This window comes from Streptomyces sp. ISL-66 (assembly GCF_018614135.1).
In the GTDB taxonomy this organism is placed as follows: domain Bacteria; phylum Actinomycetota; class Actinomycetes; order Streptomycetales; family Streptomycetaceae; genus Streptomyces.
In genome coordinates this window covers 1-25,523 of sequence record NZ_JAGGOW010000023.1, presented here as the reverse complement: position 1 = coordinate 25,523, position 25,523 = coordinate 1, and the positions used below count along the sequence as shown (strand labels likewise).

The window sequence follows — 25,523 nt, the reverse complement described above, 5'->3', positions numbered from 1 at the left end:
ACCGGGACCCGAGGGACCGGATGCGCATGCGCACGGACGAGCCCCGCGAGGGCGGGCGCCGGGACGGGCGGTCCGGTCAGAGCCGCGCGCGCAGCGCGGGATGGTCCGCGACCACCGTGCACGAACCCGGGGCGATCTCCGTGAACCCCGCGTCGCGCACCACGGGCAGCCCGCTCCCGGCCAGCTCGGCCCACCGCTCGCGCGCGGCCATGCGTACGGCGAGCCGGAAGCCGCGGTCCCGCCACGCGGCGCGCTCCGGGCCGGTCAGCTCCCACCACGCCAACTGCGCCGCGTGTCCGGCCTGGGCCATGGCCTTGCCGGCCGACATGTCCAGGTCGGGGTTGATCCAGAGGACCGGCAGTCCGGCCTGCGGGGGTGCGGGCGGCTCCGGGTCGTCGAGGTCGGTGCCGGACACCTGGAGCTTGGCCAGCTCCTTGGGCCAGCCGTCGAGCGGGACCGGCGGGAAGACCCGTACCTGCGACACCGCACCGTGCACCGTGAGGCCCGGCAGGGTCCCGGCCTTGCGCCACTCCGCCCCGCGCGCCCGGCGGACCACCTTGCGGATGCGCGCGTCCTGCCAGTCCCGGACCGCCCCGGCCCACTCGCCGTCGCCGGCCGACCGCTCGTCCGTCAGCAGCACCAGCACCGCGCGCGCCGCCGTCTCCAGGGCGTCGGTCCGGGCCGGCGGGTCGACCTTTTCGATCCGCACCACCAGCGGAAGCACGAACTGCGGTGCCTCGTCGCGGGCGATCCGCTCCTGCCGGAAGGGGCTGTCCGACCCGACGGCGGGTACCGGGGTGTCCTGCTGCGTGTGCTCGGTGCTCATCCGGCCAAGTTTGCCAGCCTCCGCCGTCAGGACGATGTCCGAGGGGGAGGAGCGGCGGCCGTGGGTCCAAGACCCACTCGCTGCGCGCCGGAGCAGGATGCGGTGAGTAGGCTCGTACGCATGGACGAGACCGAGCAGAGCCCGCAGGACTCCTCGTACTACCCCGCCCCCGCGGCGCCCGCCGGAAGGGTGGCCGGGCCGCCGTACGCCGACTGCGTGCAGTGCGGCAAGCCCACCGAGTACGGGGTCGCGACACCGGGCGTGGTGCTGTGCCCGGTGTGCGAGTGGCAGGACGCGCAGCGCACGGCCTGCTCCGGCTGAGGACTACTAGGACTACTTCCCGATGAGCTCGGACACCTTGACGAAGCGGTAGCCCCGCTTCTTCAGCTCGGGGACGATCTTCCGGATGGCCTCCTCGGTGACGGGCGCGGCGCTGCGCGTGCAGTGCATGACCACGACCGAGCCGGGCTTGACCCCGGACAGGACCTGTTCGGCCACCGCGTCCGGATCCTTCGCGAAGGCGTCCCCGCTGACCACGTCCCACTGGACGGCCGTGACCTTGGCGGTGGAGATGGCGCGCAGCGCCTGGTCGTCGTAGCAGCCGCCGGGGAAGCGGAAGTACGGGACGGTGTTGACGGCCCCCGCCTTGCGGAACGCGTCGAAGGCCCGGTCCACGTCGGCGCGCGCCGCGGCCTCGTCGAGGGTGGGGAGCCCGTAGCAGGGGGCCTTGAAGGCGTGGTGGCTGTACGAGTGGTTCGCGATCTCGAAGTTCGCGTCGGTGCCGATGGACTTCGCCTGGTCCGGGTACTCCTCCGCCCAGCGGCCCGTCATGAAGATCGTCGAGGGCACCTTGAGCGTGCGCAGCGTGGAGATCAGCTGCGGGTTGTCGAAGTGCTCGCCGTTCGCCGCGCGCGGCCCCTGGTCGGAGGTCATGTCGGCGTCGAAGGTCAGCGCCACCGTCTTGTCGCTGTGTTGCTTCGCCCGCTCGAACACGGGGGTCAGTCCGCCCGGACCGGGCGCCATGGTCGGCGCCTTGCCGGGAGCGCCCGCCAGCGGGGACGCCGACGGGCTGCTGCCGGGGCTCGACTGCGAGGGCCCGGACGCGGCCGCGGAAGGGGAGCCGGAAGCCGGAACCGAGGGGGCGGCGGAGGCACCCATCCGGGCCTGGCCGCCGGCGCCCGACGTACTGGTGCCGCCCCCGCACGCGGTGAGGGCGGCACTGATAGCTGCTGTGGCCGCGACGGCAGCCGTCCTGCGCAGTGAGATGGTCACATACGCAAAATATATGACTATGTGGCAAGCAAGCGTGCGCGGCACTCGTCCACGTCGAAGTCACCCTTCGGGTACTGCGGTGCGATGTCCTCCAGATGCTCCAGCAGTAGTTTGCCGACTGCCCAGTTGCGGTACCACTTGCGGTCCGCAGGGACGACGAACCAGGGCGCGGCGTCCGTGGAGCAGCGCTCCAGGGACAGTTCGTACGCCTGCTGGTACGCGGGCCACGCGGAGCGCTCCTCGATGTCACCCGGATTGAACTTCCAGTGCTTCTCCGGGTTGTCGAGCCGCTCCAGCAGCCGCTCGCGCTGCTCCGCGTAGCCGATGTGGAGGAAGACCTTCACCACGCTCACGCCGTCGTCGGCGAGGGACTTCTCGAACCGGTTGATCTGCGCGTAGCGGCGGCCCAGCTGACTGCGCGGCACCAGCTCGCGGACGCGGGCGATGAGGACGTCCTCGTAGTGCGAACGGTCGAAGATGCCGATCTCGCCCGGCTGGGGGAGCGCCTTCGCGATGCGCCAGAGGAAGGGGTGGTTCCGCTCCTCGGGCGTGGGGGCCTTGAAGGCCTTGATCCGGCAGCCGGAGGGGTTGAACAGGCCGACCACGTGCTTGACCGTGCCGCCCTTGCCGCTGGTGTCCATCCCCTGGAGGACGAGGAGGACGCGGCGGCGGTCGCCGGCGGTGCTGGCGGCGTAGAGCCGCTCCTGGAGGGAGGCGAGCCGCTCGGCCATCCGGGCGGTGGCCGCCACGCCGGCCGCCTTGTCGGTGGGGCCGCCCGGAGTCCCGCCGGGGTCGAAGGCGTCGAGGTCGACGGGTTCGCCGGAGGGGACGCGGAGCAAGGGGGACAGGGGGGTGCCGTGGCCGCGCCCGGGACCGTGGCCGCCGGTCCTGCGGGCGCCCTTGGGGGCCTTGGGGTTCTTGGAGTTCTCGGCGGAGGTGCGGAGCGGCTCGCGGAGGGAACGGGGCTTCTGCGCCACGGCGGGCTTCCCGTTGTCCTTCTTGGCCACGACTGCCTACCCCGATCCCGTCGACTCCCCCCGATGTTCCGATGTTCCGACAGATCGCAGGCGATCGCCAGAGGGCGAAAGGCCGGTCCGGGCGGGTCGTCCGTGCGGGTCGTCCGGACCGGCCGGGAAGGCGGTGGCGCGGTGGCGGCCTACCGCCACGGTCCCGTCACCGCGAAGGTGGTCCCGGGCGCGTACGCGTTCACGTACATCGTCCCGGCGTCCGGGGAGAAGGTGACGCCCGCGAACTCCCCCCACTCCGGGGCCCCCGGCTTGCCGATGTCGTCCGCGTTGCGGGCCATCGGGTAGACCTCGCCGCCCGGGGTCACGCCGAAGACGTACTGCGCGCCGCCGCCGTCCTCGCACACCATCAGCCCGCCGTCGGGGGCCAGGCAGATGTTGTCGGGGGAGTCGCCGGGCAGCTGGACGTCGGCGGCCGGGCCGAACACGACGTCGAGCCGGAGCAGGGAGCGCAGCGGATCGTAGAACCAGACCTGTCCGTGGTGGTCGGCGGGGGAGCCCTCGCTGCTGCGGGAGTAGCTGGAGACGAAGTGCACGCCGTCGCCGCCCCAGTAGCAGCCCTCCAGCTTCTGCGCGTGGGTGATCCCGCCGGGGCCGAAGTCCTGGAGCCGGATCGGGGTCCCGGACGCCGACGGGTCCGGTACGGGGACCCACTCCACCGGGAACTGGGCCCCCGGCTCGTCCACCACCGCCAGGTTCGCCAGTCCGGGGACCCGCAGGGCCTCCAGCGCGCCGCCCGCGCGCAGGAAGCCGAGGCCGCCGAGGGGGCGGGCCGGCAGGAAGCGGTAGAAGAGGCCGAAGGGTTCGACGAAGGCGTCCTCCGTCTCGTAGACGACCCCGCGGTACGGGTCCACGGCGACGGCCTCGTGCGCGAAGCGGCCCATCGCGGTGAGCGGGACGGCGCCGGAGCGGTGCGGATCGGCGGGGTCGACCTCGAAGACGAAGCCGTGGTCGCGGCCGTAGCCGGCGGTGCCCGCCCGGTCCTCGGTCTCCTCGCAGGTCAGCCAGGTGTTCCAGGGAGTGCGGCCGCCCGCGCAGTTGACGGCCGTACCGGCGAGGGCGACGCGCTCACCGGTGACCCGGCCGGCCGGGTCCAGATCGAGCACGGTGCAGCCGCCGAGCGCGAACGGATCGTACGTGAGCCCGTCGACGGCGGGTACCCGCAGGGCGGCCGTGGTCCGGTTCTCGTGGTTGCGCACGAGCCGGACGCCGCCCGCGCCCCTTCCGCCGGTTCCGCGGTCCCGGCCCCGTCCGGAGGCGAAGGCGGCCATGCCGTCGCAGTTGGCGGGGACGGTGCCCTCGCCGGAGCGCAGCGGGTCCCCGGCGCGGGAGAGCACCCGGTAGGTGAACCCGGCGGGCAGATCGAGCAGTCCGGCGGGGTCGCGCACGAGGGGTCCGTAGCCGCGGGCGGCGGCCGGCGCGGCGGCGCCGCCGGAGGGGAAGAGCGCGCCGAGCGCTCCGCTGAAGGCGATGCCGCCGGCGGCGAGCAGGCTGCGCCGGCTGAGCGCGATCGGTGGCATCGGCGGCTTCGGACGCATGGCACGCATCGGCAACTCCCGGCGGTGGGGCAGGACGCAGACCGGGCCGTGGTATCACGCGGCGTGGCGGCGGGCGCCGCGACGCGGTGGCGGGGTCACTCCGCCGGCGGCAGGGGCGCGGCGGCCGGCCCCGGAGGCAGGTCCTCCGGGGCCGGGACGGTGGAGCGGGATGGCGGCAGGACGGCGCCGCCGGCGGGTCAGACGAGGGTGGCCGTCAGGGTGATGGTCGTACCGGTCAGTGCCTGGCTGACCGGGCAGTTCTTCTTCGCGTCCTCGGCGGCGGCGACGAACGCGTCGCTGTCCAGGCCCGGTACCTCGCCCTCGACGGTGAGGTGGATCCCGGTGATGCCCTTGCCCGGCACGAAGGTGACGGCGGCCGAGGTGGTCAGCTTGGCCGGCGGGTTGCCCGCCTTGGCGAGGCCGTTCGAGAAGGCCATGTTGAAGCAGCTGGAGTGCGCGGCGGCGATGAGCTCCTCCGGGCTGGTGCGCCCGTTCGCCTCCTCGTCGGTCCGCGCGGGCCAGGAGACGGGGTAGCTGCCGAGGCCGGACGAGTCGAGCGTGACGACGCCCTTGCCTTCGAACAGGTCGCCTTCCCAGACGGCGTGTGCGTTGCGTGTGGCAGCCATGGTGGATCCCTTCACGGAAGTGGAAACGGCCGGCCCGCGGAAATCGGCCCGGCGTTGCCAAACCTACTGGGACACCAGGGGCTTCGCGTCGCGTGCCAGCGCGGTGAGCCGGGAGATCGCCCGGAAGTACTTCTTGCGGTAGCCACCGTTCAGCATCTCTTCACTGAACAACTCGTCAAAGGGGGCACCCGAGGCCAGGACCGGTATCTCGCGGTCGTAGAGGCGGTCGGCGAGGACCACGAGGCGCAGCGCCGTCGACTGGTCCGGGACCGGGCCGACGTCGGTCAGGCAGACGGCCGTGATGCCGTCGGTCAGGGCTCCGTAGCGGCTGGGGTGGACCCGGGCCAGGTGGTCGAGGAGGCCGGGGAAGTCGTCGAGGCTGGCGCCCTCGGTGGCGTACGCGGACTTCGCCACCTGCTCGTCGGAGAAGGGCGACGGGGCCTCGGGAAGGCCGCGGTGGCGGTAGTCCTGGCCGTCGATGCGCAGCGGCCGGAAGTGCGCGGAGAGCCCCTGGATCTCCCGCAGGAAGTCGGCGGCGGCGAACCGGCCCTCGCCGAGCTTGCCGGGCAGGGTGTTGGAGGTGGCGGCCAGCGCCACGCCCTGTTCGACCAGGCGGCTGAGCAGGGAGGAGACGAGGACGGTGTCGCCCGGGTCGTCGAGCTCGAACTCGTCGATGCACAGGAGGCGGTGCCCGCCCAGGGTCCGCACGGTCTCCTGGAAGCCGAGCGCGCCGACGAGGTTGGTCAGCTCCACGAAGGTGCCGAAGGCCTTGAGCGCGGGCTCGGCCGGGGTGGCGTGCCAGAGGGAGGCGAGGAGGTGGGTCTTGCCCACGCCGTAGCCGCCGTCGAGGTAGACCCCGCGCGGGGCGCTCGGAGCAGCCGGCTTCTTCGCGAACCAGCGGCGCTTGCCGGCGCCGCTGGCGTGGGCGCCTCCGAGTCCCGCGGCGAAGCCGGCGAGGACGGTGACGGCCTGCGACTGGCTCGGCTGGGCCGGGTCCGGGTCGTACGTGTCGAAGCGCACCGAGTCGAAGCGGGGCGGCGGCACCATCTCGGCCACCAGCCGTTCGGCGGGCACCCGCGGCTCGCGGGCGCACAGGGACTGCGGTCCCGCGTCGGCTATCGGGGGCCGCCCGGGGGCTGACGCTGAGGGCGAGAGTGATGTTGACACAGCTCATAACTCTACGGGGCGTGGCACACTGCACCGATGCGACGCCTGTTCCCTGTGACCGATCAGACATCAGCGGACGCGACCGACCGGGAGTGGTCGCCGGAGGAGCTCGCCGAGGCCTACGCGTACCCCGACCTCGGCCCGGACGGCCATTGGATGCGGGCCAACATGGTGTCCACGCTGGACGGCGCGGCCCAGCACGACGGGCGCTCGCAGCCCATCTCCGGCGCGACCGACATGAAGATCTTCGGCACCCTGCGGGCGCTGGCCGATGTGGTGGTCGTCGGTGCGGAAACGGTTCGCCAGGAGGGGTACCGCCCCGCGCGGGCCCGGGAGGCCTTCGCGGACCGCCGCGCGGCCTCCGGCCAGGGGCCCGCCGCCGCCATCGCCGTGATCACCGCGAGCCTGGAGCTGGACTTCTCGCTGCCCCTGTTCACCTCCCCGCTCGTGCCCACCCTGGTGGTCACCGGGGCCACCGCTCCGGCCGGGCGCGTGGCCGAGGCCGTCAGGGCCGGGGCCCAGGTCGTGGTGGCCGGCGAGGGGGCCGCGGTGGACCCGGTCCGCGTCGTACGGGAGCTCGCGGACCGGGGGCTGCGCCGCCAGCTCACAGAGGGCGGACCGCGGCTGCTGGGCCAGTTCGTGGCCGCCGACGCGCTGGACGAGCTGTGCCTGACGATCTCGCCGATGCTCACCGCGGGTGACGCCCAGAGGATCTCCGGAGGGCCTTCCGTCACGGTTCCGCACCGGCTCGCGGCGGCCTGCGTACTGGAAGAGGCCGGGTTCCTCTTCACGCGCTACCGTCGGATCTGAGAAGAGGCGGAATTTGTCGTTCCGATTAGCTTCCGCTGGGCACATGACTGGGCAGGTATACCGCGCAAGGCTCCGTGCGACAGCGGGGCAGGATGGTTTCCGCAGGGGCCGGCAGACCGGCCTCCGCCCATGAAGAAGAGAGCGTCCGTGTTCACGAGCGTATTGATGATCGAGCAGCCGCTGACCCCGGTCGACGTGGACTTCGTCACGACCCTGCACGGAGACGAGTCGGTCTCCTTCGTCGTCCTCATGCAACCCCGCGGCGACCGGGACCGGCTGCTGCGCGCCATCGACGACGTAGCGCTCGGTGAGCTGCCCGAGGCCATCCGCGAAGGTGACGAACCGGAGGGCGACGCCGCCCGGGGGCCCGCCGAACTGGCTCTCGAACACTCCCTCGCCTCGCTGCGCGCCAAGGGGGCCAAGGCCGTCGGACAGGTCATCGAGGACCACCCCCTCGACAAGCTCAAGGCGGTGGTGGACGAGACCGGCGCCGACGAGGTGATCGTGCTGACCGCCCCGCACTACGTGGAGGAGTTCTTCCACCGGGACTGGGCCTCGCGGGCGCGGCACAAGGTCGGCGTTCCGGTGCTCAAGCTCTTCGCCCACAAGGAATAGGGTGGGAGGCGGCCGGAACCCGTGTCCGGCTGCCCGCACGCACTCGATCCTGGAGCTACCTGAATGAAGCCCGGCCTGCCGACCGCCATGGAACGGCCCCACTTCATCGGCATCGGCGGCGCCGGCATGTCCGGCATCGCGAAGATCCTCGCGCAGCGCGGCGCGAAGGTGGCCGGCAGCGATTCCCGTGACTCCGAGACCGCCCGGGCGCTGCGCGCCCACGGCGCCACGGTCCACATCGGGCACGCCGCCGGACACCTCGCCGACGACGCCACCTGCGTGGTCGTCTCCAGCGCCATCCGCGCCGACAACCCGGAACTGGCCCGCGCCGCCGAGCTCGGCATCCCCGTCGTGCACCGCTCCGACGCCCTGGCCGGCCTGATGGACGGCCTGCGGCCGATCGCCGTCGCCGGCACCCACGGCAAGACGACCACCACCTCGATGCTGGCGGTCTCCCTCTCGGCGCTGGGCCTGGACCCCTCGTACGCCATCGGCGGCGACCTGGACGCCCCCGGCTCCAACGCCCACCACGGCGAGGGCGACATCTTCGTCGCCGAGGCCGACGAGAGCGACCGCAGCTTCCACACGTACACGCCGCAGGTCGCGATCATCCTCAACGCCGAGCTCGACCACCACGCGAACTACGCGTCGATGGACGAGATCTACGAGTCCTTCGAGACCTTCGTCGGCAAGATCCCCGAGGGCGGCACCCTGGTCATCGCCCACGGACAGGCCGGAGCCGCCGAGATCGCCGACCGGGTCCGCGGCAAGGAGGGGCTGGAGGTCGTCACGTACGGCGAGGAGCCCGAGGCCGACGTCCGGATCACGAAGATCACCCCGCGCGGCCTGACCAGCGAGGTCACCGTCGTGATCGGCGGCCGGATGCTCACCTTCACCGTCTCGGTGCCCGGCCGCCACTACGCGCACAACGCCGTCGCGGCCCTCGCCGCCGGTGTCGCGCTCGGCATCCCCGCGCACAACCTGGCCTCCGCCCTCGGCAAGTACACCGGGGTCAAGCGCCGCCTCCAGCTCAAGGGCGAGGCGGCCGGCGTCCAGGTCATCGACTCCTACGCGCACCACCCCACGGAGATGACCGCCGACCTGGAGGCCATCCGCGGCGCCGCCGGGGACTCCCGCATCCTGGTCGTCTTCCAGCCGCACCTCTTCTCCCGCACCCAGGAACTTGGCACCGAGATGGGCCGGGCCCTGACCCTCGCCGATGCCTCCGTGGTCCTGGACGTCTACCCCGCCCGCGAGGACCCGGTCCCCGGAGTCACCAGCGAGATCATCATCGAGGCCGCCCGGGCCGCGGGCGCCGACGTCACCCCCGAGCACGACAAGGACGCCGTCGCCGACGTCATCGCGGGAATGGCCAAGCCCGGCGATCTCGTTCTCACCATGGGTGCGGGCGACGTCACGGACCTCGGGCCGGCCATCCTGGCCCGTCTGGCGGGCTGACGGTCCGGACCGGTGCCAGGTCGGTTCCGAGTCGGTTTCGAGGGAGCAGGAGAGTCATGTCGTACGAGGTAGAGAAGACGGACGAGCAGTGGCAGGCGGAGCTGACGCCGTCCGAGTACCAGGTGCTGCGCCTCGCCGGTACCGAGCCCGCCTTCCGCGGTGAGTACACGGACACCAAGACCGAAGGCGTCTACTCCTGCCGCGGCTGCGGCTCCGAGCTGTTCCGCTCCACGGAGAAGTTCGAGTCGCACTGCGGCTGGCCGTCCTTCTACGACCCGAAGGACTCCGACGCGGTCGAGCTGAAGGCGGACGTGGCGCACGGCATGGTCCGCACCGAGGTGCTCTGCGCGAAGTGCGGCTCCCACCTGGGCCACGTCTTCGAGGGCGAGGGCTACCCGACGCCCACGGACCAGCGGTACTGCATCAACTCCATCTCGCTGCGGCTCACCCCCGCGGAGGGCTGAGGTAGTCCCGCAGCGTGCGGGACGGGGTCCAGCCCTGCGTGCGGGCCCGGGTCAGGTCCAGGGCGACCGGGTGGGCGAGCTGGTCCACCGCGTAGCGGCTGAGGGCCGGTTCGCCGCGGGAGACCGCTTCCGCGATTCTGGCCGCCGCGGTGGCCAGGGCCGGCGGGAGGTGGCGGACGCGGGCACGGACGCCGTGGGCGCGCAGCACCTCGCGGACGGCGCCGTCGCGTCCGTACGGCTCGGCGTCGGCGATGTTGTACGCGCCCGGGGCCCAGCCGGGGGCGGCCAGGCAGGCCGCCGCGAGGTTCTCCACCGCCGTCAGGCTGAGGCGGACGTCCGGGCCCGGCAGGAACAGGGTTCCGGCGCGGACCCGGGAGAGCAGGCGGGGCAGCAGCTGGGTGTCGCCCGGGCCGTAGACGGCGCGCGGGCGCAGCACCACCGCCCCGGCGGCCAGCGCCAGGGCCTCGCCGGCCGCCTTCGTACGGTCGTAGGCGTTCAGGTGCCCCGCGCGCGGGTGGTCCTCGGTGACGAGGGAACGGTCGAGGCGGGGGTCGTACACGCTGGCGCTGCTGACCAGACCACGGGCCGGGTGCCCGCCGCGCGCAGCAGCCGCTCGGTGCCCGTCACGTTCACCGCGTGCATCAGGGCCTCGGCGCGCGACCCGGGCGCCGGGTCGCCGACCGCCGCCGCGCAGTGCACGACCAGGTCCGTGCCCGAGAGGTCCGGCTCCCCGCGGGCCGCGTCCCAGAAGCGGTGCTCCCCGACCGTGCCCGACCTGCGGCCCGGGCACACCACCCGAGCCCCGGCGTCCGCCGCGGCTCGGGCGACGTGACCGCCGCAGAATCCGCTGGCGCCGGTGACCGCGATGCGCAGGGCGGGGAGGGGGGTGGTGGTACGGGGATGGCTACGGGGATCGTCGCTGGGCCCGTTGCTGGGCCCGCCACGGAGATCGCCACGGGGTTCGTCGCTGGGTCCCCCGCGGGGTATGCCGCAGAGATCGCGCTGCCTGAGCGCAGCGCCCCCGCCTTCAGGCACAGGCCCGGCATGCCAGTCGGTGTGCCGGGCCGGGCCCGGTGACGAAGTAGAGCGTCAGCTGACGATGAGTGTCCCCTTCATCTGCGGGTGGATGGAGCAGAAGAAGGGGTAGCTGCCGGGCTTAGACGGTGCGGTGAAGGTGGCGGACTTGCCGGCTTCGATCGTGCCGGTGTCGAAGGCATAGCCCTCGGTGGCGGTCAAGGTGTGCGGAGCCGAGTCCTCGTTCGTCACGGTGATTTTTGCGCCGGCGGTTACCTTGACCTCCGCAGGGGTGAACTTGAAGTCTTGGATGCGAACCTCTGCACTCTCGACCGTGACGGTCGACGTGCTGGCGGGTGGGGACAGGGGCGTGGCGCTGGTGCTTGTGGCGCCGACGATCGCGAGCAAGACGCAGGCGGCGCCGACCGCTGCTCCCCGAGTACGGTTACGAATGCGGCGGGAACGGATGAGCGACATGGCGACCCCTCTCACGGATCTGTGATGGTCTTGACCAGCCTTGACGGTCTCGCCTTCGTGACCTCGCCCGGCCGGTTTCAGCCGCCGGCCGTGGGCGAGGCGGTTCATGCGCCGCTGGTAATCGGCCGTATCGACTGCCCTGGAGCAGCAGGCCGACGCACCGCTGTTGAAGGAGGGGACGGCTTTCTGTGGCCGTGATCAGCAGCGCGATGTCTAACAGCATGGTGTCGAGGATCAGTGCGCCGATGCGTGCTGCCAAGATGATCACCGCAGTCGGTGCTGGGCGGGAGTGGAAGGCTCCCGTTCGGCTCTGAGTGTCTTCCTCCATTGTCCCAGGCCGCCGCTACCGGGGCACTTCGTGGCGCGGCTCGGGCTCCAAGGAGGCGGGATCGTAGAGCTCGGTGCGGAGTCCGCCCGCAAGCTCGTCATCTCCTCCGGTAAGAACCAAGGGTGAGCACCGCTCGCCTCCGGGCAGGTGGTGGACTTCCAGGCGGATTAGCGCGCCCTCGGTGATGGGGTTCGCCGTCGTGGTCGATCCAGGCCGAGCGGGTGGACCTGGGCAAAGAAGTACCTGAACCTGACGATCAAGACCGTCAGCAGACTGAACCGTTCCGGGTTCGGTAGCATCCCTGGCCGTCCGGCTCACCCACTCCAAGCCCGGACGGCCGCTTCCGTCACTGTGCGCAATGTTGCATCTGATGCAATTCAGCGCGTTTTCCCAGACCATCGTCATGATGCTGATTCCGCCGCCGAGCCCGACGAACAACACCCGTTCGCCGGGCGCGAGTTCCCCGAATATGCGGTCCAGCTGCACCCCGATGGTCGCGCTCGCGATGTTGCCGAGCTCCGGCACCGTCACCACCAGCTTCCCGGCGGGAACCCCGGTCAGCTCGGCGAACCGCTCCAGGTACGGCACCGTCACCTGGTGCACCAGTACCTTCGCGAAACCGTCCCAGTCCATGCCCGTGCGGTGCAGGGTCCGGTCGATGACGGCGGTGCCCACCTTCTCGAAGACGCCGCGCAGTTCGTTCCCGTCGCCGCGGAAGTACGTGTACGCGTCTCCGCGCGGGTGGCGCGAACCGCCGCCGGGGATGCCGCCGGCCTCCCAGTGCTCGGAGTGCGTCTCGGTGTCCACGTCGAGGATCCCGCCGCGCTCCACCGCCTCCACGACGACGGCGGCCCCCGCGTCACCGAAGGTGTAGCCGGCGAAGCCGTCGCGGAACTCGGCGAAGTCGGCGGGCGCCGTCCGCACGGCCCGGCTCGGGGTCTCCCCGGTGACCACCAGAGGGCGGCGGGCCCGCCCGGCCAGGATCATGCTCCGGGCGAGGTCGATGCCGTTGACGAAGCTGTTGCAGGCGTTGGTGACGTCCAGCGCGTGGGCCCTCGTACCGAGTTCGGCCTGCACGATGTGCGCGGTGGCGGGCTCGGCGACGTCGCGGGAGGCGGAGGCGAAGAGCAGCAGGTCGACGTCGAGCGGGCCGAGGCCGGCGGAGTCGAGGGCCCGGCGGGCCGCGTCCACGGCGAGGGTGGAGGCGTACACGCCGTCGCCCGCGATCCGGCGGGTGCGGATCCCGGTGGCCCGGGTCAGCAGCGTGGGCGGCAGCGTGAGTCCGCCGCGCCGGGCCACCTCTCGCTGGAGCCGGTCGGAGGTCAGGACTTCCCCGGGCAGTGCGCTGGCGACGGCGGTGATCCCGGCGCGCGGCCGTGGTACGGATGGCTGAATCGGCGTGGCCCCACCCTGGCAAGCGGCCGCGCCCCGGTCCTGAGTACGGATGCTCATCCGGCCACGCCGGGGCGGGTGAGCACCCGGGTCGGTGGTGCGGTCCCGTGACGAAAAGCGGCCCGTGGGGCAGGAAGCGGCCGACGGGGGCTTCCGTTCTCCAGGTGTACGGCCCACTGTCACGAAAGCAATGCCGACCGGTACCCCGGGACCGCTGTTCTCGGGGTGCCCCAGATGCCCCAGATGCCACGGACACCCGCACAGCCTTCCACCACCCCGCACCGTCTCCACTCCGCAGAGGTCGTCGACACCATGGCAGAACTGAACCGCCGCAGGTTCCTGCAGATCGCGGGCGGCTCGGCCGCCGCCACGATGCTGAACGAGAGCATCGCGCGCGCCGCCGCCATCCCGGCGCAGGGCAGCACCGGGACCATCCAGGACATCGAGCACATCGTCGTCCTCGTGCAGGAGAACCGGTCCTTCGACCAGTACTTCGGCTCGATGAAGGGCGTACGGGGCTTCGGCGACCCGCGTCCCGTCCTGCAGGACAACGGCAAGTCCGTCTTCTACCAGTCCAACGGGACGAAGGACGTCCTCCCCTTCAACCCGCAGGTCAACGATCTCGGCATGCGGTTCGTCGAGGGGCTCAACCACGACTGGGCCGGCGGCCACACGGCGTACAACAACGGCAAGTACGACAAGTGGGTCCCCGCCAAGACCGCGACGACCATGTCGTACATGACCCGGAACGACATCCCGTTCCACTACGCGCTCGCCGACGCCTTCACCGTCTGCGACTCCTACCACTGCTCCTTCATCGGGGCAACCGACCCCAACCGCTACTACCTGTGGTCGGGTCACACGGGCAACGACGGCGTCGGCGGCGGCCCGGTCCTCGGCAACCAGGAGGCCGGCTACGGCTGGAAGACCTACCCCGAGCGCCTGGAGTCGGCCGGGGTGTCCTGGAAGATCTACCAGGACATAGGCGACGGCCTGGACGCGGCCGGTTCGTGGGGCTGGATCAGCGACGCCTTCCGGGGCAACTACGGCGACAACTCACTGCTGTACTTCAACTCCTACCGCAACGCCCAGCCGGGCAGCGCCCTGTACGAGAAGGCGCGCACGGGCACCAACGCCAAGGCGGGCGAAGGGTACTTCGACAAGCTGCGCGCGGACGTGGTGAACGGCACCCTGCCCCAGGTCTCGTGGATCGCGGCGCCCGAGGCGTTCAGCGAGCACCCGAACTGGCCCGCGAACTTCGGCGCCTGGTACATCTCGCAGGTGCTCGACGCGCTGACCGCGAACCCGGCGCTCTGGGCGAAGACCGCCTTCTTCATCACCTACGACGAGAACGACGGCTTCTTCGACCACGTCGTACCGCCGTACCCGCCGGCCTCCTCCGCGTGGGGCCTGTCGACCGCCGACGTCACCAAGGACCTCTACGCGGGCGGCGGCGGTTACGCGGCCGGCCCGTACGGGCTCGGCCCGCGCGTCCCGATGATCGTGGTCTCCCCGTGGAGCAAGGGCGGCTACGTCTGTTCCGAGACCTTCGACCACACCTCGGTGATCCGCTTCATGGAGAAGCGGTTCGGGGTGCAGGAGCCCAACATCTCGCCGTGGCGCCGCGCGGTCTGCGGCGACCTGACCTCGGCCTTCGACTTCAGCAGGACCGACGCGTCCCCGGCCGCCCTGCCCTCCACGGCGGGTTACGTGCCGCCGGACCACAACACCCACCCGTCCTACCGCCCGGTCCCGCCGGCCACGGGCACCCTGTCGAGGCAGGAGGCCGGCAGCAAGCCGACGCGCGCGCTGGGCTACGTCCCGTACGTGGACGGCAAGGCCACCGTCTCCACGGGCCAGTTCACGCTGACCTTCTCCTCGGGTCCCTCGCTCGGCGCCCACTTCCACAGCACCTCGGGCAACCGTACGGACGGCCCGTGGCCCTACACGGTCGGGGCGGGCAGGACCCTCGCGGACACCTGGAGCACGAGCAGCTCCACCGGCAACCAGATCAACCTCACGGTCTGGGGTCCGAACGGCTTCCTGCGCACCTGGAAGGGCCCGGCGAAGAAGGCCGGCCCCGAGGTCACGGCCCGCCACGACGGGACCTCCGGCAATCTGCTCCTCTCCCTGACCAACGCCGGTACGGCGGCCGTCAACCTGACCGTCACCAATGCCTACGGCGGCGCGGCCCAGACCTTCAAGGTCAACCCGGGCGCGACGGTCCCGTACGCGGTGGACCTGCGCACCACGGCCCGCTGGTACGACGTGAAGGTCGTCTCCGACGTGGACACCACCTTCCTGCGCCGCTTCGCGGGCCACGTCGAAACGGGCGCGACGGGCATTTCGGACCCGGCGATCAAGACCGTCTGACCGCGATGTCGCTCTTCATGGCGCCGATCCTGCCAGGACGCCCGACGCCCGGCATCGCGGCGCAAGGCGAAGGGGCGAAGCAGAGGAAGCAGCCGGGAGGCGGCCCTGAGACGGTCCGGAGACGGAAAATCCCGTAGGGGTACGAGGAAACCTCGTACCCCTACGGGATCAACAGGGTGAGTGACGGGACTTGAACCCGCGGCCACCTGGACCACAACCAGGTGCTCTACCAACTGAGCTACACCCACCACGACGGGCGGCGGACCACCCGATCGATGTGCATGCACAGCATAGCCGATCAGCACGGTGCTCCCGCGACGCCTTATCGGCGACACCGCGGGGGCCGCCCCGAGCGCGAGCGCCACATACACGGACCAGGCCCGCCCGGGCGGGCCTGGTCCGAGGGGCGGCGGCCCGTGCCGGGCTCCGACCGGCGCGGCCCCTGCCCTCGGCGGGCGGCTCACGGCAGGATCCCCGTATGGACCACGACTCCGCTCAAGACTCCGCCCACGCCGCCGATCCCTTCACGGCCGCCGATTACGCCGCCCGGATGACCGCAGCCGCGCAGTCGGCCGCCGACGCCGGCCTGGCGGGCCTGCTGATCTCCCCCGGGCCCGACCTCGCCCACCTCACCGGCTACCGGCCCATCGACACCGAGAGACTGACCCTGCTCGTCCTCGCCGTCGGCCAGGAGCCCGTCCTCGTCGTCCCCGCGCTGGAGGCGCCCGACGCGGCGAAGGCGCCCGGGGCGGGCGCGCTGACCCTGCGCGACTGGACCGACGGGAAGAGCCCGTACGCGGTCGCCTCCCCGCTGCTCGACGTGGCCGGCCGCTTCGGGGTCAGCGACAACACCTGGGCGCTGCATCTGCTGGGCCTGCAGAAGGAGTTGCCGACGACCTCGTACGTCTCGCTGTCCGACGGGCTGCCGATGCTGCGCGCGGTCAAGGACGAGCGGGAGCTGGCCCGGCTCGCGGCCGCCGGAGCGGCCGCCGACGCCGCGTACGCGCAGATCCTGCACGTCCCCTTCGCCGGCCGCCGGGAGAGCGACGTCGCCGCCGACCTGGCCGCGCTGCTGCGCGTCCACGGCCACTCCCAGGTCGACTTCACCGTCGTCGGATCCGGCCCCAACGGGGCCAACCCGCACCACGAGGCCGGCGACCGGGTCATCCAGCGCGGGGACATGGTCGTCCTCGACTTCGGCGGGATCAAGGACGGCTACGGCTCGGACATCTCCCGCACCGTCCACGTCGGCGAGCCCACCGAGGAGGAGCAGCGGGTCCACGACATCGTCCGCGAGGCCCAGCTGGCGGGCGTGGCGGCGGCCCGGCCGGGCGCCGCCTGCCAGGACGTGGACCGGGCGGCCCGCGCGGTGATCACCGAGTTCGGCTACGGCGAGCGGTTCATCCACCGCACCGGCCACGGCATCGGCGTCACCACGCACGAACCGCCGTACATGATCGAGGGCGAGGAGCAGCCCCTCGTCCCCGGGATGTGCTTCTCCGTGGAGCCGGGCATCTACCTGCCGGGGCGGTTCGGCGTCCGCATCGAGGACATCATCACGGTCACGGCGGACGGCTGCCGCAGCTTCAACAACGCCTCGCGGGAGCTGGCGATCGTCGAGTAGGACCGCTCGCCGCCGGGGCCCCGGCCCGGACCGGGGTCCCGGCGAAGGGGCGACGGCCGGGCGCCCGGGCGCCCGGCCCACGGGACGCCCCGGCGCCCTGTCTCACGGGCCTCACGGCCCTCACGGGCCCAGGATCACCACCGACTCCGCCGGTACGCGGACCCGCCCGTCGGCGTCCGGATGCCCGACGGGGATCCAGGCGGCCAGCACCCGTACGCCGTTGCGGCCCAGCGCGACGGTGGTCGGCTCGGAGGCGAGGTTCACCACCACGCGGATGTCCCCCCGGCGGAAGGTCAGCCACCGGCGCTCCTCGTCGTGGGCCGTGCGGAGCGCCGCCAGATCGGGATCGCGCAGGTCGGGGTGGGTGCGGCGGAGCGTGATCAAGGTGCGGTACCAGTCCAGCAGGCGGGCGTGCGGATCCCGGCCGGGCTCGGCCCAGTCGAGGCGGGAGCGGTCCCGGGTGGCGGGGTCCTGGGGGTCCGGGATCTCCTCGGGCTTCCAGCCGTGCTCCGCGAACTCCCGGCGCCGGCCCGCCCGTACGGCCTCGGCGAGCTCAGGGTCGGGATGGTCGGTGAAGTACTGCCAGGGCGTGCCCGCGCCCCACTCCTCGCCCATGAACAGCATCGGGACGAAGGGGCCGGTCAGCGCGAGGGCCGCCGCACACGCGAGCAGCCCGGGCGAGAGGGAGGCGGAGAGCCGGTCGCCGAGGGCCCGGTTGCCGATCTGGTCGTGCGTCTGCGCGTAGCCGAGGAACCGGTGCGCGGGGGTGCGGCCGCGGTCCACCGGACGCCCGTGGTGGCGGCCCCGGAAGGAGGACCAGGTCCCGTCGTGGAAGAAGGCCCGGGTCATGGTCTTGGCGAGGGCTCCGAGCGGGGCCTCGGCGAAGTCGGCGTAGTACGCCTGGGATTCGCCGGTCACCGCGCAGTGCAGCGCGTGGTGGAAGTCGTCGTTCCACTGCGCGTGCAGGCCGATGCCGCCGGCCGCGCGGGGGGTGATGGTGCGCGGATCGCACTGGTCGGACTCGGCGATCAGGAACAGCGGCCGGCCCGTCTCCGCGGCCAGTTCGTCGACGGCGGTGGCCAGTTCCTCCAGGAAGGTCAGCGCCCGGCCGTCGGCGAGGGCGTGGACGGCGTCCAGCCGGAGCCCGTCGATCCGGTAATCGCGCAGCCAGGCGAGGGCGCTGCCGAGGAAGTACGCGCGGACCTCGTCGGAGCCGGGCGCGTCGAGGTTCACCGCCGCGCCCCAGGGGGTGTGGTGGGTGTCGGTGAAGTACGGCCCGAAGGCGGGGAGGTGGTTTCCGGAGGGGCCGAGGTGGTTGTGGACCACGTCCAGCACCACGCCGAGCCCGGCGGCGTGCGCCGCCTCCACGAACCGGGCCAGCCCGGCCGGGCCCCCGTACGGTTCGTGCACGGACCAGGGCGCGACCCCGTCGTACCCCCAGCCGTGGCGGCCGGGGAAGGAGCAGACCGGCATCAGCTCGACGTGGGTGACGCCGAGGGCGGTGAGGTGGGAGAGCCGGCCGGCGGCCGCGTCGAAGGTGCCCTCGGGGGTGAAGGTCCCGATGTGCAGCTCGTACAGGACGGCGTCCTGGAGGACGGTTCGCGGAGCCGGGGCGGGGGCCGCGGGAGTCAGCGCCTCGAAGTCGACGACCGCCGAGAGGCCGTCGGGCCCGTCGGGGAGGCGGCGGCCGCGGGGATCGGGCCGTACGGTGCCGCGGACGCCGTCCCGGCCTTCGCCCCGGTCTTCAACCCGGCCCTCGTCCAGCAGGAACCCGTACCGGGAGCCGTCGGCGGCCGGGGCCTCCACGGCCCACCAGCCCTCCCGCTCCGGATCGCGCGTCATCTCGTACGTGGCTTCGTCGAGCCGCAGCGCGACCCGGCCCGTCGGACCTGTCAGCGGTGCCCACACCTCGAACTTCACGGACGGTCCCCTCGTCTCGCGGCGGTACCCCAACCTGCGTGTCCGGGCCATCATCCCCGGCTCGGCGGGGGAGTTCTGGACACTCTGCCCCCGGCGGGCCGACAATCACCCTGTGACGTCCAGTTTCGAGTTCCCCGCCTATCCCGTTCCGCGACTGTCCGACGCCGAGCGGGACAGGGCGCTGGGCCAGCTCAGGGAGGGCGCGGCCCTCGGCAAGCTGTCGCACGACACCTTCCTGCGCCGCATGGAACTGGCCCTCGTCGCCCGCCGCTCCGAGGACCTGGCGGTGCTCACCGCCGACCTGGACGGGCGGGAGGGCGCCGAAAGCCCCTGGACCCGCCGTCTGTTCGGCTGGGTGGGGCGGGCCTCGGCGGTGACGGTGGGCGTCCGGCGGGCCTGGGCCGCCGAGAAGCTGCCCAAACTGCTCCTGCCGCACCCCAGCGCCCAGCCCCTGCGGATCGGCCGCGATCCGGGCAACGGCCTGCGGCTCAGCCACGAGACGGTCTCCCGGGCGCACGCCGAACTGACCGTGCGGGACGGGGTGTGGGTGGTCACCGATCTCGGCTCCACGAACGGGACCACCGTGAACGGGCGCCGGGTGACCGGCTCGGCCCTGGTCCGGGACGGAGACCAGATCGGCTTCGGACGGATGACGTTCAGGCTGTCGGCCACCTAGGCCGCGGCCGTCCGAGACGGCTCGGGGGCCGCCCGGGGCTGTCGCTCCGTCCGGGGCAGACGGTCCGGGGACCCCGATGGAGGGCGGGCGGGTCCGGCACGGAGGATGGTTTCCATGACACGCACGGAACACGTTTCTGCCGCGGCGGCCCCGGAGACCGGAGCCGCCACCCCCGTCGTACGACCCGCGCGCCCCGGGGACCTGCCCCGGCTGATCGAGCTCATGCGCGAGCACATGGTCTACGAGAAGTCCGAGCCGCGGCCGGCCGACCTCGCCGACCGGCTCGGCCCGCAGCTGTTCGCCGACGAGACCCGGCTGTGGGTGCTGCTGGCCGAGACCCCGGACGGCGAGGTCGCCGGGTACGCCGCCTGCTCGGCCCAGTTCGCCTTCTGGGAAGCCGGCGACTACCTCCACATGGACTGTCTCTATCTCGCCGAGGAGGCCCGCGGCCACGGCCTCGGCGCCGCCCTGATGGACGGCGTGCGCGACCTGGCTCGCGAGCTGCGGCTCGGCCACGTGGAGTGGCAGACGCCGGACTGGAACGAGGGCGCGATCCGCTTCTACGACCGGCTCGGGGCGACCAGCCTGCCGAAGCTGCGGTACACGCTGGTGACGCCCGCCGAATGAGGCCCGCGGCGCCGGGCAGGTGACCGCGGGCCGGCCCGTCACCTGCCGGCCGCCACGAGGCGCTCGTAAGCCGCCAGGACCACCCGCGACTGGTGCTCCACCTGGGTGGCCACCGGGACCCACCGGGCCTGGAACCGGGCCGCGAACTCCTCGCACCACCCCGTGACGAGCCGGTCCACGGCCGGCGCCGCCGGATGGCCCTGCGCGCGCAGCACCCGTAGCAGCATCGCGGCCGCCCGCAGCGAGAGTCGGCGGCCGAAGGCGTCGATGCTCCCGATGTACGCCGCCGTCGCCTCGGCGGGAGCCCCGGCGCCCGTCCACTCGGCGGCGATCCCGGGGATCAGCGCGAGCGTCCAGTCCACCGCGCGCAGCAGGGCGTCGGCGGCCGGACCCGTACCGCCCGCCGCGCCCTCCCGCAGGGCGGCCACCCGCGCCGTATCGGAGGTGAGCCGGGCGGCCAGCGCGCGCAGGGCGCTGCGCGGATCGGGGTGCGGGGCCGGGTCGTCCACCAGGTCCGAGGCCCACATGGGGACTTCGACGATCGCGGTCGTACCGGCGTGTCGGTGGGCGTGGTACCAGGTGCTGAGGCGGGTGTCCTCGGGAGGGATCACCGTGGCGTGTGCGGAGTCCGTGGCGTCCACGCTGTCCACGCCGTCCGGTGTGGGCATCACGAAGATCCCCGCGCCGGGGGAGGGCCAGCCGGACGCGTCGGAGGCGCTCGTCTCGACCGGGATGCGCAGCTCGGCGGCCGATTTCCCGAAGGGCTCGGCGAGTCCGGGTATGTCCCGGGTGAGCTGCACCCAGGAGCCGCCGAGATCGGTGCCGTGCAGGGAGATCTGGAGGGCGGGGCGGAGTTCGTCGATCAGGCGGGTGAGGGCGAGGGTCTCCGGGGGGAGGCGGTCCGGGGGCAGTAAGGACGGCGCCCACTCGGGCTGTTCGGGCCCGGGCGGACGGAAGAAGTTCCGGTGGTAGTCGAGGAGCGAGTAGGGGCGTGGCGTGCGGTGCAGGGCCGCGCCGTCGGGGTCGGCGCAGAGCAGGAAGTGCCAGGTGGTTCCGGCGTGGGGTTCGCGGATCAGGTGCCGGGCGAGCGCGAGGGCGGTGGCACCGCCGACGGGCTCGTTGGCGTGTGCGCCGGCGACGACGAGGACGTTGGGCGCGGCGGCGGCTCCGGCCGTGGCCGCCTGTGTCCCGGCCGTCGCGGGGGACCCTACGGAGAGCACCCAGAGCGGCTCCCCCGCCCGGGAGGTGCCGGCCTGGCGGAGCCGGACGCGGGCGGGGTGCTCATCGGCGAGCGCCCGGGAGGCGAGGGCGAGTTCGTGCGGGGTGGGGTAGCACATGTCACGGATGAGGGTCACAGGTGATGCCATTCCCGGGACGGGTGCGGCCTAGTGCTCTGGCCGGGAAGGTTTGCCCGGCCGCGTCGTTCGGTGCGGTGCATCGCGAGGTGGAGGGCCACGACTGGTGAAACCGGACGTATGTGCGTGGTCCGGCAACGCCGCGAGGCGCCGTACGGGCCGGGCCCGGGTGGTGGCCCGGGCCCGGCCCGCGGTTCCGTGCGTCAGCACCGGCCGGACACACTGTCACTGTCCTTGTAGATCGATTCACTGCCCTCGCGCAGCCACGTCCCGGTCTCGACGTGAGCGGGCTCCTTGATCTCCCCGGCCTTGCGCCTACCCCTCCCGGAGCAGGACGGCGACCGGCCGGGCCCCGCCGAGGAGGCCGGCCAGAGGGGCCTCGCCCCGGAGGGTGGCCCCCGGGCCCAGGAGGGGCTGCCAGCGGCCCGGCGGCAAGGGGAGGACCGTGTCCCGCCAGCCCCCGGCCCGGGCGAGGCGGTGGGACAGGCGCGTGGCCACCGCCACGAGGCCGGGGGAGCGGGTGAAGGCCACGCAGTGGTCCGCCGCCGGGCCCCGGGCCGCCAGTGGTGCGTAGCCGTGGAACAGTTCGGGCCGGCTCCGCCGCAGCCGGAGCAGCGTCGCGGTGAGGGCGAGCTTCTCCTCCGCCGTGCCGCGCGGCGCGGCCCCCGCGTCCAGCCGGGCCAGCGCCTCCCGGGGGAACTCGGCGGGACGCCGGTTGTCGGGGTCCACCAGGGCCCGGTACTCCGTCTCGCAACCCTGGTAGACCTCCGGCACCCCGGGCATCGCCAAGTGGAGCAGCGCCGCGCCCAGCACGTTCGCGCGGGCCGCCTCCCCCAGCGGCCCGGGCAGCTCCGGGGCCGCGGGCGGGACGTACCGCGCGAGCGTGGCCTCGTACGCCGCGTCCTGCTCCGTCCAGCTCGTGTGCAGGGCGGCCTCGCGGACCGCCTTCAGCAGGGCCTGCTCCAGCCGCTCGGCCCGCTGCGGGCCGTCGTCACCGAGGCCCAGCGCCGTCTGCCAGGCCACCCAGGCCAGTTGCGGATCGGCTCCCTCCGGCCCGGGCGGCCTGAGCCCCGGTTCCTGCGACAGCACCGAGATCCGGGCCCGCACGTCCGCGCTGCGCTTCGTGTCGTGCGTGGTCACCACCGTCCCGGACGCGGGCCACCGCCGGTCCAGCTCGGCGCAGTACGCGTGGAACTCGGCCACCGTGACCGCGGGATTCCCGGGATCCCCGCCCACCTCGGTCGCCGACAGCAGCGGGGCGTAGCGGTAGAACGCCCTGTCCTCCAGGGACTTGGCGCGCAGGGCGGCGCAGGTCTGGGCGAAGCGCGCCGCGAAGACGGGATCGAGCAGCACGAGGTCCCGTACGCCGGCCACCGCGCCCGCACCGGCCCGCGCGGCGGCCGCCGCCAGCGCCCCGGGTACGAGCTCCCGCTCGCCGGGGTAGGGGCGGTAGACGGGGTAGGCGATCAGCAGCTCCCGTACGGCGGGGGCGAGTTCAGGTCCGGCCAGCCGCTCCAGCGTCGCCAGCTCGGCGGCCAGGTCCCCGGTCAGGACCTCCCGCGCGCTCGCGCCGGCGGTCTGCGACCACGGGGGCTGACCGGTCGACTCGCGGAACGCGTCGGCCAGTCGCGCGGCGCCGACGGGGTCGGTGAGCACTCCGTCCACCCGGTGGAGCGCGTCGTACCCGGTGGTTCCGGCCACCGGCCAGGAGTGCGGCAGCCGCTCGTGGCGGGCCAGGATCTTCTCGACCACCACCCAGCAGCCCTCGCCGACGGCCTCCCGCAGCCGGCGCAGGTAGCCCTCGGGGTCCGCGAGGCCGTCCACGTGGTCGATCCGAAGCCCCGCGACCACCCCGTCCCGGACCAGCTCCACCACCTTGGCGTGGGTGGCGGCGAAGACGCCGGGATCCTCGACGCGGACTCCGATCAGTTCGGAAATGGTGAAGAAGCGACGGTAGTTGAGGCCCGTCCTGGCTTCCCGCCAGCATGCCGGCCGGTACCACTGGGCGGCGAGCAGCGCCGCCGGCTCCAGCTCGGCCGTGCCCCGCCGCAGCGGGAACTCCAGCTCCCCGATCCGCAGGACGGCCCGGTCGCCCCGCCCGTCGACCTTGAGCTCCCCCGGATCGAGCGGCTCGCCGAGCACCGGCAGGAGCAGCTTCCCGCCGCCCGCCTCCCAGTCGATGTCGAACCAGTGTGCGTACGGGGAGCCCGGCCCCTCCCGGGCCACCTCCCACAGCGGCCGGTTCAGCCGGAGCGGCGCCGGCACCGCCATGTGGTTCGGCACGATGTCGAGGACGAGGGCGAGGCCGTGCGCGCGGGCGGTGGCGGCCAGCTCCCGCAGCCCGCCCTCCCCGCCGAGCTCGGCCCGCACCCGGGTGTGGTCGGTGACGTCGTACCCGTGGGCCGAACCGGGCACGGCCTCCAGCACCGGGGAGAGGTGCAGGTGCGACACGCCGAGCGAGGCGAGGTAGGGCACCGCCGCCCGGGCGTCCGCGAAGGCGAACTCCGGGCGCAGCTGTAGCCGGTAGGTCGCCGCTGGGGCGAGGCGGGCCGCCGTCCGGGCGACGGCGGGCGGAACATCGGATTCCGGCGAGGTGGATTCAACGCCTGTGTGCGCGGGCTGGCTCATGAGAACGTACGTACCCAGGATGCGGGATTCCGTGCCATTACCCAATGCATCCGAGTGACTGCGCCGGGTTAACGTGACTCAAGTGTTCGGAACCGTCAACACCTATCGTCAAGTCATCGCCCTGACCGGGCCCCTCCTCCCGCTCGTCTCCTTCCTCGCCCGGCTGCCCGTGGCGATGTCGCAGTTCGGGAGCGTCCTGCTGGTCGCGCAGACCAGCGGCTCCCTCGCCACCGCCGGCATGGTCGGCGGCACCCTTTCCGCCGGGCAGGTGGTCTTCGGGCCCGTCCTCGGACGGCTCGCCGACCGCCACGGACAGCGTCCCGTGGTCCTCGGCGCCGCCGCGGTCAACGCCGTCGCGACCGCCGCTCTGGTCGTGGGGGCCCTCTCGGACCTCGCCACCCTCCCGCTCGCCGCGATCGGCGCCGTCACCGGCGCCTCCGTACCGCTGATCGGTCCGCTCGCCCGGACCCGCTCCGTGGCCCTGGCCCACCGCGCCAAGGCCGACGAGAGCGTCGTGGGCGCCATCCACTCCCTCGAAGGCACCCTGGACGAGGTCTCCTTCGTCTTCGGGCCGGCCCTCGTCGGCACGGCCACCCTCGTCCTGCACCCGGCCGTCGCCCTCGGCGGCGCGGCCGCCCTGGTCGCCGTCTTCGGGACCTGGTACGCGCTCCACCCGACCGCCGCCGTCACGGCCGGGGTGTCCGCGCGGGTCCGCGAGGAGAAGGAGAGGACGCGGGTCCGGCCGCCCCGCGTCGTCTACGCGGTGCGCGGCTCCCTCGCCCTCCAGGGCGCCATGTTCGGCGCCTGTCAGGCCGGAATCGCCGCCCTCACCGCACAGTTGGGCGTCCCCGGCCAGGCCGGCATCGTCTACGCCGCCATGGGCGTGGTCAGCGCCGCCGTCGGGCTCTCGCTCGGCGCGCTGCCCGCCCGCTTCGGGCTGCGGCTGCGCTGGCGGGTGGCCACCGCCGCCGCGCTCGTGCTGTCCCTGCCGCTGCTCTTCACCGACACCCTGTGGCCGCTGTACGCGGTCGTCACCGTGCTCGGAGCCGCCTACGCCCCGCACCTGATCACCGCGTTCGCGCTCACCGAGCGGGCGGTCGAGCCCTGCCGCCTCGGCGAGTCGATGGCCTTCGCCGCCAGCTCGCTCGTCGCGGGACAAGCCGCCTCGCTCGCCGTCTCCGGGCGGCTCGCCGAGTGGTACGGGCCCGCCGCGGCCTTCGCTGTGGCCGTGGGGGCCGCCGCCCTGTGCCTGACCCTCGCCCTCGTGACCCGCGTGCCGGCCGCCCGCACCCACGCCCCGCCGGCCGG

The 25,523-nt window shown here is 73.2% G+C and carries 21 protein-coding genes, 1 tRNA gene and 1 pseudogene; 10 read left to right on the top strand and 13 right to left on the bottom strand.

Annotated elements, in window-relative coordinates:
• Positions 1-76: 76 nt before the first annotated feature.
• On the bottom strand, positions 77-826 hold the full coding sequence (locus tag J7E97_RS04805) for an aminoacyl-tRNA hydrolase (protein ID WP_215022651.1): 750 nt from the start codon (positions 824-826) through the stop codon (positions 77-79).
• Positions 827-946: 120 nt separating this feature from the next.
• Here J7E97_RS04805 and J7E97_RS04800 point away from each other — a divergent pair, with 120 nt between their 5' ends.
• On the top strand, positions 947-1,147 hold the full coding sequence (locus tag J7E97_RS04800) for a hypothetical protein (protein WP_215022644.1): 201 nt from the start codon (positions 947-949) through the stop codon (positions 1,145-1,147).
• A 12-nt stretch (positions 1,148-1,159) separates the two neighbouring features.
• On the opposite strand, the gene J7E97_RS04795 is transcribed toward J7E97_RS04800, so the two are convergent.
• The 5 genes from J7E97_RS04795 to zapE all read right to left on the bottom strand — a co-directional run bounded on the left by J7E97_RS04795 (position 1,160) and on the right by zapE (position 6,454).
• A complete protein-coding gene (locus J7E97_RS04795; RefSeq protein ID WP_374224111.1) occupies positions 1,160-2,098 on the bottom strand; it encodes a polysaccharide deacetylase family protein in 939 nt (312 codons plus the stop codon).
• Positions 2,099-2,115: 17 nt separating this feature from the next.
• Positions 2,116-2,946 carry a PPK2 family polyphosphate kinase gene (locus J7E97_RS04790; RefSeq protein ID WP_251053844.1) on the bottom strand — a complete coding sequence of 277 codons (831 nt, stop codon included), beginning with the start codon at positions 2,944-2,946 and terminating at the stop codon, positions 2,116-2,118.
• Positions 2,947-3,254: 308 nt separating this feature from the next.
• Complete coding sequence (locus J7E97_RS04785; protein WP_374224110.1) at positions 3,255-4,670, bottom strand: alkaline phosphatase PhoX; 1,416 nt, start codon at positions 4,668-4,670, stop codon at positions 3,255-3,257.
• A 188-nt stretch (positions 4,671-4,858) separates the two neighbouring features.
• Entirely contained in the window at positions 4,859-5,287 is a 429-nt protein-coding gene (locus J7E97_RS04780) for an OsmC family peroxiredoxin (RefSeq protein WP_215022642.1), read from the bottom strand.
• A 63-nt stretch (positions 5,288-5,350) separates the two neighbouring features.
• Positions 5,351-6,454: a cell division protein ZapE gene (zapE, locus tag J7E97_RS04775; protein ID WP_215022640.1), complete on the bottom strand. Its 1,104-nt coding sequence runs from the start codon at positions 6,452-6,454 to the stop codon at positions 5,351-5,353.
• A gap of 36 nt (positions 6,455-6,490) precedes the next feature.
• Between zapE and J7E97_RS04770 the strand changes: the two genes are divergently transcribed.
• From J7E97_RS04770 to msrB, 4 genes are all read left to right on the top strand, one after another.
• Positions 6,491-7,264 carry a pyrimidine reductase family protein gene (locus J7E97_RS04770; protein ID WP_215022638.1) on the top strand — a complete coding sequence of 258 codons (774 nt, stop codon included), beginning with the start codon at positions 6,491-6,493 and terminating at the stop codon, positions 7,262-7,264.
• A gap of 147 nt (positions 7,265-7,411) precedes the next feature.
• Positions 7,412-7,879 carry an indole-3-glycerol phosphate synthase gene (locus J7E97_RS04765; protein ID WP_215022636.1) on the top strand — a complete coding sequence of 156 codons (468 nt, stop codon included), beginning with the start codon at positions 7,412-7,414 and terminating at the stop codon, positions 7,877-7,879.
• Positions 7,880-7,942: 63 nt separating this feature from the next.
• A complete protein-coding gene (gene murC / locus J7E97_RS04760) occupies positions 7,943-9,337 on the top strand; it encodes a UDP-N-acetylmuramate--L-alanine ligase (RefSeq protein WP_215022634.1) in 1,395 nt (464 codons plus the stop codon).
• A gap of 56 nt (positions 9,338-9,393) precedes the next feature.
• Entirely contained in the window at positions 9,394-9,801 is a 408-nt protein-coding gene (gene msrB / locus J7E97_RS04755) for a peptide-methionine (R)-S-oxide reductase MsrB (protein WP_215022632.1), read from the top strand.
• Here the strand turns inward: msrB and J7E97_RS04750 are convergent.
• The 3 genes and pseudogenes from J7E97_RS04750 to J7E97_RS04740 all read right to left on the bottom strand — a co-directional run bounded on the left by J7E97_RS04750 (position 9,782) and on the right by J7E97_RS04740 (position 13,072).
• Positions 9,782-10,836 (bottom strand): annotated as a pseudogene (locus tag J7E97_RS04750) (NAD-dependent epimerase/dehydratase family protein). The gene msrB and the pseudogene J7E97_RS04750 overlap by 20 nt on opposite strands.
• A 54-nt stretch (positions 10,837-10,890) precedes the next feature.
• Positions 10,891-11,400, bottom strand: coding sequence for a cupredoxin family copper-binding protein (locus J7E97_RS04745; RefSeq protein ID WP_251053838.1), 510 nt, complete (start codon positions 11,398-11,400; stop codon positions 10,891-10,893).
• Between the two features lie 235 nt (positions 11,401-11,635).
• Positions 11,636-13,072, bottom strand: a complete 1,437-nt coding sequence (locus J7E97_RS04740; RefSeq protein WP_251053837.1) for a 3-oxoacyl-ACP synthase III family protein — start codon at positions 13,070-13,072, stop codon at positions 11,636-11,638.
• A 252-nt stretch (positions 13,073-13,324) separates the two neighbouring features.
• On the opposite strand from J7E97_RS04740, the gene J7E97_RS04735 reads away from it, so the two are divergent.
• Positions 13,325-15,385: a phosphocholine-specific phospholipase C gene (locus J7E97_RS04735; RefSeq protein ID WP_215022630.1), complete on the top strand. Its 2,061-nt coding sequence runs from the start codon at positions 13,325-13,327 to the stop codon at positions 15,383-15,385.
• Positions 15,386-15,560: 175 nt separating this feature from the next.
• On the opposite strand, the gene J7E97_RS04730 is transcribed toward J7E97_RS04735, so the two are convergent.
• Positions 15,561-15,633, bottom strand: a tRNA-His gene (locus tag J7E97_RS04730).
• A gap of 230 nt (positions 15,634-15,863) precedes the next feature.
• Between J7E97_RS04730 and J7E97_RS04725 the strand changes: the two genes are divergently transcribed.
• Positions 15,864-17,009 carry an aminopeptidase P family protein gene (locus tag J7E97_RS04725; RefSeq protein ID WP_215022623.1) on the top strand — a complete coding sequence of 382 codons (1,146 nt, stop codon included), beginning with the start codon at positions 15,864-15,866 and terminating at the stop codon, positions 17,007-17,009.
• A gap of 120 nt (positions 17,010-17,129) precedes the next feature.
• On the opposite strand, the gene treZ is transcribed toward J7E97_RS04725, so the two are convergent.
• Positions 17,130-18,929, bottom strand: a complete 1,800-nt coding sequence (gene treZ / locus J7E97_RS04720; protein WP_215022621.1) for a malto-oligosyltrehalose trehalohydrolase — start codon at positions 18,927-18,929, stop codon at positions 17,130-17,132.
• Positions 18,930-19,041: 112 nt separating this feature from the next.
• Here treZ and J7E97_RS04715 point away from each other — a divergent pair, with 112 nt between their 5' ends.
• Together J7E97_RS04715 and J7E97_RS04710 are read left to right on the top strand one after the other, a co-directional pair.
• Positions 19,042-19,605, top strand: a complete 564-nt coding sequence (locus J7E97_RS04715; protein ID WP_215022619.1) for a DUF1707 and FHA domain-containing protein — start codon at positions 19,042-19,044, stop codon at positions 19,603-19,605.
• Positions 19,606-19,719: 114 nt separating this feature from the next.
• Positions 19,720-20,232 carry a GNAT family N-acetyltransferase gene (locus J7E97_RS04710; protein ID WP_215022611.1) on the top strand — a complete coding sequence of 171 codons (513 nt, stop codon included), beginning with the start codon at positions 19,720-19,722 and terminating at the stop codon, positions 20,230-20,232.
• 38 nt (positions 20,233-20,270) lie between these two features.
• Here J7E97_RS04710 and J7E97_RS04705 read toward each other — a convergent pair whose 3' ends face one another.
• Positions 20,271-21,587 carry a M14 family zinc carboxypeptidase gene (locus tag J7E97_RS04705; RefSeq protein WP_215022609.1) on the bottom strand — a complete coding sequence of 439 codons (1,317 nt, stop codon included), beginning with the start codon at positions 21,585-21,587 and terminating at the stop codon, positions 20,271-20,273.
• Positions 21,588-21,902: 315 nt separating this feature from the next.
• Positions 21,903-24,215 (bottom strand): malto-oligosyltrehalose synthase, encoded by a 2,313-nt coding sequence (gene treY, locus J7E97_RS04700; RefSeq protein WP_215022608.1) that lies wholly within the window; start codon positions 24,213-24,215, stop codon positions 21,903-21,905.
• Between the two features lie 82 nt (positions 24,216-24,297).
• Here treY and J7E97_RS04695 point away from each other — a divergent pair.
• On the top strand, positions 24,298-25,523 hold a 1,226-nt coding region (locus J7E97_RS04695), incomplete at its 3' end, for an MFS transporter (protein ID WP_215022606.1).